We start from the raw sequence: 15,282 nt of genomic DNA on the forward strand, positions 1-15,282 counted from the left end.
GTGAAGACCCGTCTCAAGCGGATGCAGTACCGCCCCGGCCTCATCGACGCCTTCATCACCGAGACCGGGCTGCTCCCCGCGACCAAGCCACCGTGACACCCCGGCCTTTCAACCTCAGTAGTGGCCAGCAGCCAGTCCAGCGCGTTGACCCCGTAGCCGGATAGGTACTCCACGATCCGGCCGTGCTGAGCAGGACGCTGGTAGTCGAAGGTGGCCTCGGCCCGGACGGCGTAGGCGAGTCCGCTGGGGCGCAGCGCGAGGTATTCGACGTATCCGGCGCGCACTCGCCACAGGCGGGTACCGATCAGCGTGCCGCCGTCGTCGGCGTCGGGCAGGGGACGAAAGCCCGCGGTGTACAGCCGCTGTCCCAGTTCTTCGGCCACGTCCCGTGGCATTCGGCTCATCGATGGCGCTCCCCACGAGCACGGTGGGCGGCGATCTTTGCATCTACATTGGCGTGGTAGAGCGCCACCGCGAGCCGGATCAGGAACACGAGCGCGGCGACGAGTACCAGGACGGCTTGCGCAGCCGGACTCATGCGCGGGCTTCCACGGCCGGGACGGCTTGCTGGTACCCGTCTCGATCCGCCTGGTTATCCAGCGCGAAGACGGCGTCGCGAAGGACGGCACGCAGCCGGCCAGCCTCCAGCGGCTCCAACATCACGACCTCGCCGGGCGGGAAGACCAACGCCACGTGGTCGTCGTCGGTGAGCAGCACCTGGATCTCGCGTCGCCGCCCGGCGGCATCCCGACATGGTGCTACCGGCTGGTCGCGCCGTCGTCGCCTCCACCACATCATCGCTCCCCACTCTCGCGGGCCCGGTCGGGCCGGGTCGTTCCGGCAAGGCGGCCGGGCCAGGTCGGGGTCTGGCCCGGCCGCGCTGGCTGTCGGCGGGCCGGGGGGCCGGGATGGCCGCCGCAACCCCCCGACTCGGATGGAGACTACAACTGAGACTCAATCGACGACACAGCGCGATTATCCGCCATTCGGGTGTGAAACTGAGACTCAAATAGCGACGCTCAGTGACCCTCGTCTGGTGGTGCAGACTGTGCTCATGCACGAGGAAGATCCCGGCCCAGTCGTCCAGCGGCTCATCCTGGGCGAACGCCTCCGCGCGCTCCGCGAGGCCAGCGGCGTCAGCCTGGACGACGCCAACACCCGGCTGAACTGGTACCGCGGCAAGCTCTCCAAGATCGAGACCGGGATGCTCGGCCTGACCGAGCGGGAGCTTGCCACACTTCTCGATCTCTACCGGGTGACGGGTCCCGAAGCCGCACAGGTGCGCCAGCTTCGCGTGGAGTCCCGCAGGCGGGCCGCGCCGGAGCGGGTCAACGACTGGGCCAAGCAGTACGTGTCGCTGGAGCGCGCCGCGTCGGAGATTCGCATGGTCTACAGCGAGATTCCTGGACTGCTCCAGACCAAGGATGCTGCTCGTGCACAGCTCGCCCGCTCTCCGGTCGTCATGGCCGCCGATCTTGACGCGATGGCGGCGGCCCGCGAGGAACGCGGTAACCGGCTGTTCCGGGACAACGCCCCGCAGGTGTGGGTGGTGCTCGGTGAGGAGGCGCTGCTGCGCCGCATCGGCACGACCGCCACGATGAAAGCCCAGCTCCAGCGGCTGCGCAAGATCGCCGAGCTGCCCACCGTTTCGCTGCGGATCGTGCCCCTGGATCATGGTCCGGAAGCGGGCCTGAGTTGCCCGTTCACGTTGCTGTGGATCGAGAGAGCGAGGGCCACCATTGCCTACGTCGAGACGCTGACCGGCGCGGACTACGTGAAGACCACCGCCGCCTACTCCACGGCGTTCGACCAGGCGCACAACACCGCGCTCGCCGAAGACGTCACACTCAAGCTCATCGACCGCCGCATGGCGGAACTGGACAAGCAGTAGGGAGAACAACATGCGGACACCGGACGCCGACCTCCAGTGGCGCACCAGCAGCTACAGCGGCGGCGCCCAACAGTGCGTTGAGGTCGCCAAGGACTCCGACGGCGGCCGATGGCTACGCGACACCAAGGACCGCACCCGCCCCGCCCACTACTTCACCGCCGCCGAGTGGGACGCCTTCATCAAGGGCGTCAAGGACGGCGAGTTCGACTGAGAATGCCAGTGTAGGTTCCGACTGGTGTCTCTACCTAGGTCTGACACGAGCCGGGGAAGCCGATGGCAACCCGCGCGGATCGGACTCGTTCCTGTTGCAACTGGCCAGGTCCAAGGACTTGCGCGACCGGGGCGGACGTACAGGTCGTAGATCCCGACCGCCAGAGCGCTGCGGAGCCGCGGAAGGCGCATGGTAACGGATCGCACGAGCCTACGACATACCCAGAGCCGCGCATGGGACTTCGACTCGACGCTGAGATGATCTAGCAGTTCGGCGAGGAGGTGCAGTCATGGAGGAGGTGCAGTCATGGACGAACTCGGCGGGCCCGTAGCCGGCTGTGTCCGCGTGAGCTTGCACAGTCATGTACGGCCGCCCGTTGCGCAACAGCACCAAACCTGACCTTGAAAGCCCGTTGCAAGACTACAGTGCCCAGTAGGCCTGTCTTCTCGACGAGCACTGTACGAGGAGGACCCCTTTGACGTCGGATGGCGACGCTCGCCTGGTGCGCGACCAGCGTGTTCGACTGCCCGATACAGGCGAAATCGTCCGGCTACTCGACGTGCGCCCGGGGAGCTTCTGGCACCTGGTTTACCGAGGTGAAGCAGGGCCGGGAGAGATCACGTTGTCGGAGGAGGAAGCCGCCAGGCTGGAGATCGTCACCGAACATGATCAAGAGCGGTTCGACTCCGACCCCATCGCCTTCCGTCTCGGTGTGGAGGCGAAGCGCATCCAGACTGCCTTCACGCACGACATGGCGGCGCTCGCGGTGTCGAACATCCAGCCGTTGCCCCACCAGCTGGAGGCCGTTTACGGCGAGTTCTTGCGCCAGCCTCGCCTGCGATTCTTACTGGCGGACGACCCCGGCGCTGGCAAGACCATCATGGCCGGGCTCTACATGAAAGAGCTGGAGCTGCGCCGGTCCGCCGACCGCGTCCTCATCGTGGCTCCAGCCAACCTCCTCCCGCAGTGGGCTCGCGAGCTGGAAGAACGCTTCGGCTTCGAGTTCGACCAGGTTGGCGCTCAACAGATCGACAACATCATCCGCGGCAACCCGTGGGACCGACTCAACCGCGTCATCGTCTCACGTGACTTCCTGAAGAACCCGGAGCGGCTTGAGCAGTTCATCGCAGCTCGGCGGCCATGGGACCTCGCCGTCATCGACGAAGCGCACGGCTTCACTCTCCAGACCGACACGAAGGGGATGATCAAGCAGCGGAGCCTGCGCTATAAGGCCGCCGAGCAGGTTGCAGCGGTGTCCGAGCGGCTCCTGTTGATGACCGCCACACCGCACTCAGGCAAGACAGAGAGCTTCTGGGGGCTACTGCGCTTGCTGGACCGCGATGCATTCGGCGATCGATGCCCCCGCAGTCTTCCTGCACCCGATGGCTACTACCGCAAGGTCTCGAAAGAGAAGATGACGGACATGGACGGTGCGCCGCTCTTCCGAGAGCGGCATACCGCCACCGTGGAGTTCGACCTCGAGGGCGCCGAGAAGGAGCTGTACTACGCGGTCACCGAGTTCGTGCAGACAAGACTCCGCGAGATCCGAGGCGACGCGGACCAGCGCACTGCCGGATTCGCGCTCACGACGATGCAGCGTCGGCTCGCCTCCAGCATCCGAGCCATCAAGCGCACCATCTCCCGACGCATCGAGCGAATCGACCGGGCCTTGACCGACCCGGCTGCGTACCTACGCAATCGGAAGGACTTCCGGCAGCAGCTCGTAAGCGACTCCGAGACGCTTGCCGACCTCGACGACGAAGCACTCTGGCAGCTCGAACAGGCGGCACTAGACGAAGCCCTGCCTGCCACAGTGGAGGAGTTGAGACAAGAGCGTGAAGCACTGCTTCCGCTCCTCGATCAAGCTGAAGCAGCCGAGGCTGGCGGCCAGGAAAAGAAGCTCAATGAACTTCTTGACGTCGTGCGTGATGAAGGTCTGTGGGAGGACCGCAGCCGGCTGCTGGTGATCTTTACCGAGCACCGCGACACCCTTGACTACCTCGTCGAGAAGCTCTCCGCCGACTTTGACGTGGCGACGATCCATGGTGGTATGAAGCTCGCCGAGCGGATCGAGCAGGAACGCCGGTTCCGCGAAGAGGCCCAGATTCTGGTGGCGACTGAAGCAGCTGGGGAAGGCATCAACCTTCAGTTTTGCCACCTGATGGTCAACTACGACATCCCGTGGAACCCCAACCGGCTTGAACAGCGCATGGGCCGCATTCACCGGATTGGCCAAACCCGCGACGTTCATATATTCAACATGGTCGCCGTCAACACGCGTGAGGGCCGCGTCCTCGCCACCTTGCTACGCAAGATCAACGCCATGCGCCATGAGCTTGGCGATGGCGTCTTCGACGTCATCGGCGACACCTTCGCTGGATACCGGCTCCAAGAGTTGATGGAGTCCGTGATCGCGGGTGACATGTCCGCGGAAGACGTCATCGACCGCCTCGGCGGCGATGTTGTGGACCCGCAGGTGCGCGAGCGCGCTCGCGATCTGATGCAGGAAGCCCTCGCCAAACAGCACGTCGACTGGCGAAGCGAGCGTGAGCAATACCAACGCGCACAGGAGCGCCGACTGCCACCTGGCTACTTCCAGCGCTTCCTCACCGACGCCGTCACATGGCTCGACGGCAAGGTCGACGAACGGCTCGATGGCACGGTCAATATCAGCACGCCGAACCGGCTCGTCGCTGCCAGCCGAGCCGCAGGGGCAACCCGCCAGGTCTTCCCCACCTACAAGAAGTTGACATTTGATCGGCAAGTTGCCGAGCGGCCCACCGGCTCCGAAACGGGCGGGGGTCCGCCGCCCGAGCTATGCGGACCAGGGCACCCTTTGTTCGACGCGGCTGTGGAAGCGGTGTTGCACGACACCGCCTCCGACCTTGAACGTGGCGCAATCGTGTTCGACCCGGACGCTGTTAAGCCGCACGTTCTGTCCTTCGTGACCGGGGATGTGGTCGACTCCGACAGCAACATCGCCTACCGCCGCTTCGACGCCGTCCGAGTCACTGCCGACGGCCACATGGAGCAGGCGCCGCACACGAGCCTCTTCGACCTGGTCGTGCCGGACGACAACTCGCCGGCCCCCGACGACCTACCTGCTGTCGACAGCGGCACCGCAGACGACCTCGAACGCTGGTGCCGCGAACACCTCTTCGAGGACGACTACCAGCGGGTACGAGCCGAACGCCAGCACGCAGCCGACATCCAGCAACAGTTCGTCGAGGCCAGTGCCCGGTCCGTCATTGCCGACATCGAACGGACTCTGATGGACCTAGAAGACGAGGTCGACCAGGGAGTCAAGGGCGCTGAGGGCCGCCTCCGGCAGGCCCAACTGGATAAGGAACAGCACCTCCAACGCCGCAACAACCGCATCGCCGAGATCCGCCGCAACCGCGACGTCCGCCGAGGCCCCGTCCGGTTGATCGGACGCGCACTCGTCCTCCCACTGCCCGTCGACGCCATCGAATATCACGACGGCGCGACCGAGACCGAGGACATCGAGCAGATCGCGATCAACGTGGCGTGGCACTACGAGGAGGGTCGAGGGGCCAAGGTCGAGAGCTACGAGAAGGACAACATCGGCTTCGATCTGCTGTCGACCACCAAGGACGAGCGACGGTGCATCGAGGTCAAGGGGCGCGCCGGCTACGGTGCTGTGGCGCTCAGCTGGAGTGAGTTCGCCAAAGCCCAAGAGATCGGCGACGACTACTGGCTCTACGCGGTCCTGGACTGCGCTTCCTCTGATCCGCGGCTGTACCGAATCCACAACCCGGCGCAAGCACTACTCGGTGCCTTCCGCCCCAACCTTGACGTGAAGTTCGCCGTGGCCCCCGACGACTTCATCCCCGCCGCGGAGGAGAACCCGACATGACCACCGAACGCCGCCGCCTCATCGAACATGGTTTGCCCCTCGCTCAGGTCAACGAGCAATCCGGGCGGGAGAAGAGCTTGCGCCGCGGTCACATCTCGACCCTGCACCTGTGGTGGGCACGCCGTCCCTTGGCGATGAGTCGGGCCGTCGTTGCCGGAGTCCTCCTTCCTGATCCAGGCGACGAGTCCGAGCGGCAGAAGATCATGAACGATATCGCGCTCGCGGCGCCCTTTGAGCAGAGCAATGGCGCAGGGGTCCGCCACCTCCGTGAACGTATCGCCAAGGCATGGCCGGACCGTAAGCCTCGCGTGCTCGACTGCTTCGCTGGCGGAGGCGCGATTCCTTTGGAGGCTCTGCGGCTTGGCGCAGAGGTGACAGCAAGTGACATCAATCCGGTCGCTCATCTTATCCAGCGTTGCATTCTGGAATTCGCGCAGCGCTACGGACGTTCCGGTCATGGTGAAGTTTCTTCACTAATAGAAGATTTCCGCGAGTGGGCAACTTGGATACGTGAACGCGTTGAGGGCGATCTCGACGTTGTATTCCCGGAAGCTCCGCAGGGTGGCCGCCCAGCGGTGTATTTCTGGGCTCGCACTATGCCGTGTCAAAACCCCGCGTGCGGCGTTGAGATTCCTTTGATGCGTGATCTGTGGCTAGCCAACAGCAATCGTCGTAATTACTGGATCGAGTTCCGGCCAGTTGGTCACCGCCTCGACATGGTTGTGCACAAGGGTAAACCAACTGGCGACGACAATCCAGACGAAGGTACCGTTAAATCAAGTTCCGTGACCTGCCCGCGCTGCTCCAGCGTTGTCCCGGCAAAGCATGTTCGGATCTATGCACAACAGCACGGCTTCGGCAAGCGCCTCTACGCAGTTCTCGAAACTCACGGAGATGATCGGATTTACCGCCAACCGACCTCCGCTGAGCTCGAGGCCGGAGAGGAGCTCCCAGAAGGACTCATTGACCGGCTTGGGGAAACGCCGGACGGAACGAGCGCCGTCCCGGATGAACAAATGGTCAAGTCGCAGTTCCGAATCCTGCGAAATCTAGTCTACGGCATAGATAGCTGGGCGGGACTCTTTAATGGTCGGCAGCTATATGTGCTCGCGACTTTCTGCGCAGGCGTAAGAGAAGCCCACCGAGAAATGCTTAACGCAGGCATGGACCCTGAGCGCGCGAAGGCTCTTGCAACTTATCTAGCTTGCTGTGTTAGCCGAGTCGTTGACTACAACTCCTCATTTACCACCTGGGTATCAAGCGGCGAATTTATCACACATACCTATCCGCAACAAGCGATAAGGATGGCTTGGAACTACACAGAGATCAATCCATTGGCGGACGTGTCAGGCAGTTGGGACAGCGCTGTTCGTTGGGTTGACCAGGCAATCCGTCATTGCGTCGACGTCTCGCCGGAAAGCGTAAAAGTTCTCCGCGCAGATGCGCAGAACCTGCCCTTCGAAACTGACTACTTTGATGCCGTTATCGTAGACCCGCCGTATTACGACGCCTTCCAGTACGGCGACCTGTCAGACCTCTTCTACATATGGCTTAAGCGCAGCATTGGCCACCTCTACCCTGAGCTTTTCGCTACTCCGCTCACGCCAAAATCCGGCGAGATTATTCAAACTCGCGCAGACAAGAAGTCACCAGAGCATATCACGGACGAGGAATACGAGCGTCGGCTTCAAAAAGCTCTGGAGGAGATGCGACGCGTGGTGCGAAGCGATGGGTATGTTGCCCTTGTCTTCGCGCACACTGAGCCGGCGGCATGGGAACGCCTGCTCAATGCGCTTCGAGCTGCGGATTTGCTCGTCACCACATCGTGGCCCATGCGCTCCGAGCGTGCTGCACGCTCCACGGCACAGATTAGTGCAGTGCTCAACTCGTCCGTCGTACTGGTTTGCCGCCCGGCAAACCTTGAGAAGGACGGATTCTATGATGACGTCGTTCCGGAGTTGCGCGAACGGATCGCGGAGCGTTTGGGAACATTCGAGGGTCTCGGTCTGCATGGGGCGGACTACTTCGTCTCAGCTGTCGGACCGGCGTTCGAGGTATTCGGTCGCTATAGGCGAGTCTTGCGGCTGTCTGGCGAAGAAGTCGGCGTAGACGAGCTGATGGTTCTTGCTCGTCAAACCGTCGCGCACCACGCGATGCGAAGCCTCATTGGAGGCGAACGACTTACTACCCTCGACAACGAGACCTTGTTCTATCTGAGCTGGCGATGGGGTTACGGTACCGAGGATCTGCCGGCTGACGAGGCATACATGCTAGAACGGGCCTTCGATGTTGATCTTTCTGCACTGCAGCGCATCGGACTTGTCAGCAAGAATGGTTCATCGTTCCGGCTGCTTGGTCCGCAGGACCGCAGAGGACCGCGGCGCGGCGATGAGATGGCGACCACTGCCATTGGCGTCCTGCACGTGGCGGCGCGGCTGTGGGAGGACGGTCGACGTGCCGAGCTGACTGCGCTGCTGGCCCGGACCGGGTACAGCGACGAACCCGCGTTCTGGGCAACTGCCAATGCGCTTGTGCAAGTGCTACCGGAGAAGAATCGGGAACGAACGATGCTGATGGGGTTGGCAGGCAACCAGGAAGCGCTTGCCAACGCCGCAGCCGACTCGACCGCCGACTTCTCGTCGGGCCGGCTGTTCGATCTGCCGGGCGATCGTCTGTCCTTGTTCGAGTAGCGGAAAGCCGAGGGAAGGGACCTGTGACCACTGAACTGACGCCGTGGACAAAGATCGCTCAGCCCCATGCTGACATCGCCGATGGCTCGTTCGACGAGGGGTTGTTCGCCGCCGACCTGGGTTCGGTAGCCCGCGGACGCGGCCCGGCCGACTACGTCAACCCTGTCCAGTTCTGCGAGAAGACCTACCTCACCGCGAGTTTGACCGACGTCCTCACGCGACTGTCCCGCCGGCTGTCGGGTGACGAATCCGCGCCCAGCGTACATCGGCTTCAGACCGACTTTGGCGGCGGCAAAACGCACACTCTGTTGTCTGCATACCACTTGTTCCGGAAGCCCGACGACGTGGCTGGAACGGCGCTGGCGAGGGGACTGTCGGAACAGCTTGGTGGCCATGCCATACCGAAAGCAACGGTAGCGGTTCTCGATGGCAGCGATCTGCCAGCCACACCCGAGCAGGTCGACAGCGACCACCGCTTGTACACCCTCGTCGGTCATCTCGCTTGGCGGCTTGGCGGTCCAACGGCTTATGACAGGGTCGCCGAGGCGGACCGGGCACGGGCTGGAGCCTCCACTCATGAACTCGCCGAACTGCTCAGCGCCTACGCTCCATGCTTGGTGCTCCTCGACGAGATGCTGGTCTACCTCAACAACGCACTTGCGATCGAAACGCATGAAGGTAGCCTCGCTGGAACGACGCTGACAATCATCAAGAACCTGACCCAGGCAGCAGCGCAAGTACCCGGTGTCGCCGTGCTCGCAACTCTGACGTCCAGCCGCATGGAAGACTACGCGGATGTCAGTGGTACTGAAATGTACGAACGCCTGAGTCGGGTTGTCGGTCGCAGTGAGAACATCGTCACCCCGGTCGAGGGGGACGATATTTTCCCGATCCTACAGCGTCGCCTGTTCGCAGCCACCGGAAGCGAGGAGCATCGGCGAGCCGTCGCGGACGCTTACGGCAATCATTACGACAGCCTTGGCGATGTGCTCCCGTCAACCTTTCGAGAGCAGAACTACCGTGACCGTATCGCTCGGGCCTACCCCTTCCACCCGGAGCTTGTGGACCTGTGCACCCACCGATGGGGATCTCTTTCTGGGTTCCAGCGCACCCGGGGCGCGTTGCGCATCTTGGCTCACACGGTGAAGGCCCTTTGGCGCGCGAACCACGACGCGCCACTGATTCACCTCGGTGACCTGCCCCTGTACGACGACGCAGTACGGGGAGAAGTGCTCAAGTTCGCCGGCGAGAGCTACAAGTCGGCCTTAAACGCCGACATCATTCGGCCTGATTCGAAGGCTCCGCAGGAGGACCAGCGCCGCGGTGGGCAGGCTGGGCAAATGCGGCTGGCCACTGCCTTGGCCACTACTGCCTTCGCGAACTCCTTCAGCGCCGACAGGGTTGTCGGCGCATCAGCAGCGCAAATGATGATCGGTGTGACCCGCCCGGGTGTATCTCGCGGCGTGCTCGATGACGTTCGTGACGCTCTCGAAGGGGCGCTGTGGTACATGCGCCTAGAAGGAGGGCGCTACCGCTTCACGACAGAGCCCAACCTCAACAAGGTCATCGTTGAACGTGAAGCCGCTGTCCACGGGTATGATGTTGATCAACGCATTAACGACGCCATGCGCAAAGCATCCCCGAGCGGCCAAGGTTTCCGCGTCATCCACAACGTTGCCGAGCCATCAGCTCTCCCTGACGACGGCCGGCTGACCCTCGGCATACTCGACCCTGAGCTGCGGCTCGGCGGTGATACCGACAGCGAGGCTCTTGAGATAGCCTCGCAGATCCTTAAGACAAAGGGCGCTGGCTGGCGTGCTAACCTCAACGCGATCGTTCTCGTTGCCGCTGACGCGCACCTCATGAGTGCCGCCCGGTCGACCGCTCGCACCCTTGCGGCCATGCAGGATCTGCTCGGAGATCGCTACCGACTTGCTCGATTCAATGCCGAGCAAAAAGAGCGACTGCGTAAACGCGCCTCTGACTCGGAGGAGCGACTGCCACAGCAGATCGTTATGGCATACCGACATTTGCTGGCGTTGCGGGACGCAAACGGCGAGGGAGTCAAGGTTGACCACAGTGACCTGGGTCCCGCTCGCATGGGGAGCACGATCACCGAACGTGTCGCTGCTCACCTAAAGGACGCTGACCGGCTGATTTCTGACCAACTCGCGCCAGCAGCGCTCCTGTCCCAGCGATTCGCCGTTCTCCCTGCCGACCAGGATGCCGTCGAGCTCGACCGGCTGCTGTCGTACTTCTCGCAATACCCGCGCCTTCCCAAGCTGGCGTCCGAGAAGGTGCTCAGCCGCGCTCTGGCGTCCGGCGCCGAGTCCGGCCAGTTCGCGCTTTCAAGCGGCACCTCCTGGGATGCTGAAGACGCCTTGATCAGGTTCCGCGAGTCGGTCAGCCCGGACGAGATCGTCTTCCAGCCGGGGACCTGGCTCGTGCGCGCCAGTGCTGCTCAGGCTCTCCTCGCCCGACGACAACCCGCAGGCGGACCCGACGACAAAGAGACTCGGGGAGAGCCAAGCGGCACTCAGGCGCCAGTCGTGCCCAGCGGATCGACGCCATCTCTACCTGCAAGTCCCACCGGATCTGGCGGGCGTGCCCATGGCGGTGGGGCACGCGGCGGTGGCCGCAGCGATCACATCTCCGCTGTCACTGTGTCCGTGCGTGGGGTTCCCGGCGAGAGGATGCGGGAGGTGGTCAAGTCAGCTGTGCTACCGCTGGTGGGGGCGGCTGAGGTATCTGTGGATCTGCAAATCAGGGCGTCGGGCGGTCCGCAAGGAGTCCCACGGCAGACCCTTGATCTGGTCGTTAAGGAGGCCCTGCGTCAACTCGGACTGACCGACTTCCATGTCGACGAGCACGACGCTTGATCACAAACACTCCAGCGCGGCATTGCCAGTCCCAAGGGGGCGGGACTGGCAATGTCGCCCTCGTTGAAGGGGAGACACACGCTGCCGACTCCAACGTCGGAAGTAGGTCGTCGCTCCGTCTGGGCCGGTCTCCGATTTCCAGCCCCTCACCAGCGGTCCACCAGTCGTGTTGACACGAGTGCACCGTCGGCGGGCTGCGGAGTGGGCTCTGGGAGGCGCAACTCCCGGTCTTCACCGGAGTCGGTGGAGACTCGGACCTTATCGGTAGCGTCAGCGATTTGTAGGCCGCGAAGGACGTAGCCTCCACGAAGAGCGGGTTGGAGGAAGCTGCGTCAAACGGTTCGATGTGGCGCTGGCCATAAAGCTCTGCGTATGGCGCGACCCAGCCTCACAGCAGCAACCCATTAGGCCAATGCTCGCGATGGTTTTTCGCAATCTTCCGGAGATTGCCACGAACTTGCTTGAGGTCCGTGGTAGACGGAACATCGTCGTCATGATTGCCAGGATTTAAAACCTTGGCAAAAGTACGCCATTTCCCTTTCTCCTCGTTATCCAAAGCATAACCGCTCACAAGCCGCACGAGATCGCCAAGCACGGAAGCTTCCGCCTCGATATCGCCCACACTGCAGGGTTGACCGTCGTTCGTTCGAGCCGTCGCGATAATTTGCTTGGCGAGACGTTCTGCTGCCGATCGGAGACTACCGCAAGCAGCGCGACGCATGCGGGGCGTCGGAGCGTGCAGATTTTCCTCCGCTTCCAGAAGCAGACGGTTGAACGTGTCAGAGGTCTGCGTTGGCTCGGTCCCGGCCACTGCGTCAAGCAATGTGAGCTGGTATGCCACCAAGCCGCGCCAGTCGTGGTTGCTTTGCGCCCAATCCGCAAGTTTGCTGTCAAAAGTTGTGAGTATGACCTGAGTGCCCGCGTCAAGCAGCTTGGTAAGCGTGTTTTGGACAAAGGTGAGCCGATGGTCCGCGTCGCTGCCTGGAATCGGATCATCGAGCACAACGACGGGAAGCCCAATGAGTTCGGTCCGGGCCAAAAAGATCGACAGACCCAGGGCGTTGAGCTGCGAGTCGCTGTAGACACCGAGGGCGTCCCTCTCCACCGGTTCACCCGTAGCGTCAGAACGCAAGGCGGCGATCAAGTTCACGAACAGAGCGCCACCAGCTCGGCGTTTCACACCACCGAACCCAACGAGCTCTTCCGGCCGGATGGTTGCCCACCACGCGCCGATAGTGTCGCTCATCCGGGTAAAGCGACCGTCGAGAACACGTCCCGCCGCGCCGCGCATCGCACGCTCTGCCGCAACCAGTCGTTTGACCGCTCGTCTCCGGCCGGTCTCGGTGGCGACGTCTGCGACGAGCTCATCCGTGCGGTGAACTACGTCGGCTAGCTCAACGAGCCCGCTTCCGGTGGCCCGGTCCCGCACCGCCGCCTCCACGACCGTGCGCAGCTCATCCGCCAGCGCGCGATGCGAATCAACTGCCTGAGACACCTGGTGTAGCTCTGTGCCGAGCCGTTCGTAGAGGAGATTGACGCTCGAGAGCAGTTCCTCGCGTGCCGCGACGGCTTGAGCGGCGCGGTCCAACTCCTCGCGGGCTTCCTCTGCGACCCTTTCGACGGCGGCGGAGGCGTTCGCGATCTTCGTGGCGCTCTGCTGCGCTAGACCGGCGAGCGTCTCGTCGACCTCCAGCTCGCGCAGGCGTGCCGTGGCCTCGGCGACCTCGCCTTCTGACCAGTGAGCGGCGGCCGGGACCAGAGTCCTGACTGCGTCGACCAGTTCGTCCAATTGCCGCCGAGCACGGTCGATCGCGCCACTTGCATTACGGGCGCTCGTGTCCACCTCGCGGGTACGGCGTTGCAGGTCACGCAGCACCTCTAGCCGTTGAGGTGTCAACGCACTTGGTGTCGCGCAGACTGGGCAGTCCGTTGGGTGGTCCAGCGTGGCGTACTCGTCAACCCTCAGCACCGCGGCAAGCACGGGTGCGAGCCGGGCTGCCCGTCGGTCGGCTGCCGCCAGCGCCGCCGTGTACGAGTCAAACCCAGGAGCAGATACTGGATCAGGCACCGGCGATGAGATCGTGAGCGCAGCGAGTGGAAAGACATTCTCTCGCTGGGCGTCGAGGGCAGCCTCCACGGCGCCCCTGAGCTCGTCCAGCGAGGTCGACCTCGTTCCAAGAATCGCCGCCCCGGCGTCAAGCAGGGCTTCCTCGACAGTCGCGGCTGCGCTGGCGCGATCAGACGTGGAACCCGTCGACTCACGTAGTTTCGCTGCGACATCTCCAGCCGGCGTGGGAGTCAACGCCGCAGTCGCGCGAAGGGCAGCACCGACAGGTTCACGGTCCAGGCTCGAACGCAACGCCGCCACACGTTCGCGCAGCAGGTCCAAATCAGTGAGCGAGAGCACAGCCTTGAAGTAGCCAACCCGCTGCTTAGGTTCGGTCGACAGCACATGCCTCAAGGTGTGCTGCAGCAGAACTGGCGCGCGTACGGGCGGATCGGACATCGGCAACCCAAGCGCGGCCAAGCTGTCGGCTGGTTTTCCGTCGATGAGCAGTCGGCTCTCGCATTCGGTCCCACGCCCGAAGTCGCACACCAGCTCACGACGAACCTGGTGCACCACGCCGTCTCGCCCACGGATGGCGGCCTCGATGTAGACGTCATCGTCACCGGGCGGCAGGTGAGCATTGCGCAGGCTGTCGTAGTACTCAGCCTTCGCGCCGCCCAACAATTCGCGACGGCTGTTATGGCCGCTGATCAAGAACTCTAACGCCTCGGCGAGACTGGTCTTGCCTTGGCTATTGCCCGCGTGAACGACGACGAGCGGGGCGTCGAACGTCAGCCGCCGTGGTTCGGTGCCGAACGCCCGAAACCCACGGATCTCCAGCCAAACCAGCCGCGTACTGTTACCGGTCATACCCGCCGCCACTCCTCGACCACATTGGCCAGCGCCTGATCCAGCGCCTCCTCGGACGCGGCACCGCGAGCAGCCTCGGCAAGCCTCCGCGCATCCTGCATACCAGCGCTCACACCTGACAGCTCGTCGATCAAGGACTCCAAGTTGGGCAGCAACTCGCTCACCCGCCGGAGGGTAGCGCGGCCCGAACGGCGGACCCGGTTGCACACACCGGGTCCAGGGAACTCCAAATGGCCGAGCGCCGGTAGTGGCGAATGGTGTGTGCACATGTCCTCCGCCGAGCCCATGGGCCTGTGTCTGATTTCGGGCTGTGCGTCGGACTTCAGGGGCATGACAAACAAGACCAACGAGGCCTACGACGACCTCGACACCTCCTGGCCCAGTCGCCGGCGCCGCCCCTACCGACGGCAAACCGAGCCCTGATCGACATGATGCCGGAACAGCACAGGAACGCGGTCGCCGAGCGTCGGCCGTGTTCGATGACAGGTCGATGAGCAGGACGGTGCCAGCGCACCGCTGAGCCCCAGCCATCCGACGCCTGATCTGGTCGCTGAAGAGATCTGTCAGTCGAGGCGTGCTGCCACCAGCGGAGAAGCTCCCGGCAGGTGGCGGCTCCGAACGACGTGGGCCAACGCACGAGCGCGCCGAGACCCGACACGGAGTTCGCGCCGCAGCGTGTCCGCCGAGATCGGTCGGACCTCCCCCCGTTGACCGGACACCTCAGATGACAGGAGAGAGTGTTCGCTGTGGGAGAGCGACCGACGGTGAAGCGGGCTCGTCGGAGGTTCACCGACGAGTTCAAGCGTGATGCCGTGGA

General features: G+C 63.5%; 9 protein-coding genes. 5 read left to right on the forward strand and 4 right to left on the reverse strand.

All coding sequences use genetic code 11. The annotated features are described in order from the left end of the window. On the reverse strand, window positions 1-404 hold a 404-nt coding region (locus tag FFT21_RS27185), incomplete at its 3' end, for a hypothetical protein (protein ID WP_225978810.1). A gap of 130 nt (window positions 405-534) precedes the next feature. After that, a complete protein-coding gene (locus FFT21_RS27190; protein WP_307722965.1) occupies window positions 535-717 on the reverse strand; it encodes a hypothetical protein in 183 nt (60 codons plus the stop codon). A gap of 319 nt (window positions 718-1,036) precedes the next feature. Here FFT21_RS27190 and FFT21_RS27195 point away from each other — a divergent pair, with 319 nt between their 5' ends. From FFT21_RS27195 to FFT21_RS27215, 5 genes are all read left to right on the forward strand, one after another. Next, window positions 1,037-1,891 carry a helix-turn-helix domain-containing protein gene (locus FFT21_RS27195; protein WP_192909783.1) on the forward strand — a complete coding sequence of 285 codons (855 nt, stop codon included), beginning with the start codon at window positions 1,037-1,039 and terminating at the stop codon, window positions 1,889-1,891. A gap of 10 nt (window positions 1,892-1,901) precedes the next feature. Then, window positions 1,902-2,102 (forward strand): DUF397 domain-containing protein, encoded by a 201-nt coding sequence (locus tag FFT21_RS27200; protein ID WP_137816777.1) that lies wholly within the window; start codon window positions 1,902-1,904, stop codon window positions 2,100-2,102. A 502-nt stretch (window positions 2,103-2,604) separates the two neighbouring features. Continuing rightward, on the forward strand, window positions 2,605-5,979 hold the full coding sequence (locus FFT21_RS27205; RefSeq protein WP_137816778.1) for a helicase-related protein: 3,375 nt from the start codon (window positions 2,605-2,607) through the stop codon (window positions 5,977-5,979). After that, window positions 5,976-8,669 (forward strand): DUF1156 domain-containing protein, encoded by a 2,694-nt coding sequence (locus FFT21_RS27210; protein ID WP_137816779.1) that lies wholly within the window; start codon window positions 5,976-5,978, stop codon window positions 8,667-8,669. Before FFT21_RS27205 ends, FFT21_RS27210 begins: the two co-directional genes overlap by 4 nt. 23 nt (window positions 8,670-8,692) lie before the next feature. Then, complete coding sequence (locus tag FFT21_RS27215; RefSeq protein WP_192909784.1) at window positions 8,693-11,548, forward strand: ATP-binding protein; 2,856 nt, start codon at window positions 8,693-8,695, stop codon at window positions 11,546-11,548. A gap of 388 nt (window positions 11,549-11,936) precedes the next feature. Here the strand turns inward: FFT21_RS27215 and FFT21_RS27220 are convergent, their stop codons facing one another. Together FFT21_RS27220 and FFT21_RS29365 are read right to left on the reverse strand one after the other, a co-directional pair. Next, complete coding sequence (locus tag FFT21_RS27220) at window positions 11,937-14,465, reverse strand: AAA family ATPase (RefSeq protein ID WP_192909785.1); 2,529 nt, start codon at window positions 14,463-14,465, stop codon at window positions 11,937-11,939. Continuing rightward, complete coding sequence (locus FFT21_RS29365) at window positions 14,462-14,629, reverse strand: hypothetical protein (protein WP_192909786.1); 168 nt, start codon at window positions 14,627-14,629, stop codon at window positions 14,462-14,464. Before FFT21_RS29365 ends, FFT21_RS27220 begins: the two co-directional genes overlap by 4 nt. Between the last annotated feature and the right edge of the window lie 653 nt (window positions 14,630-15,282).

The sequence above is a fragment of the Gandjariella thermophila genome, from assembly GCF_005405885.1.
Classification (GTDB): Bacteria; Actinomycetota; Actinomycetes; order Mycobacteriales; family Pseudonocardiaceae; genus Gandjariella; species Gandjariella thermophila.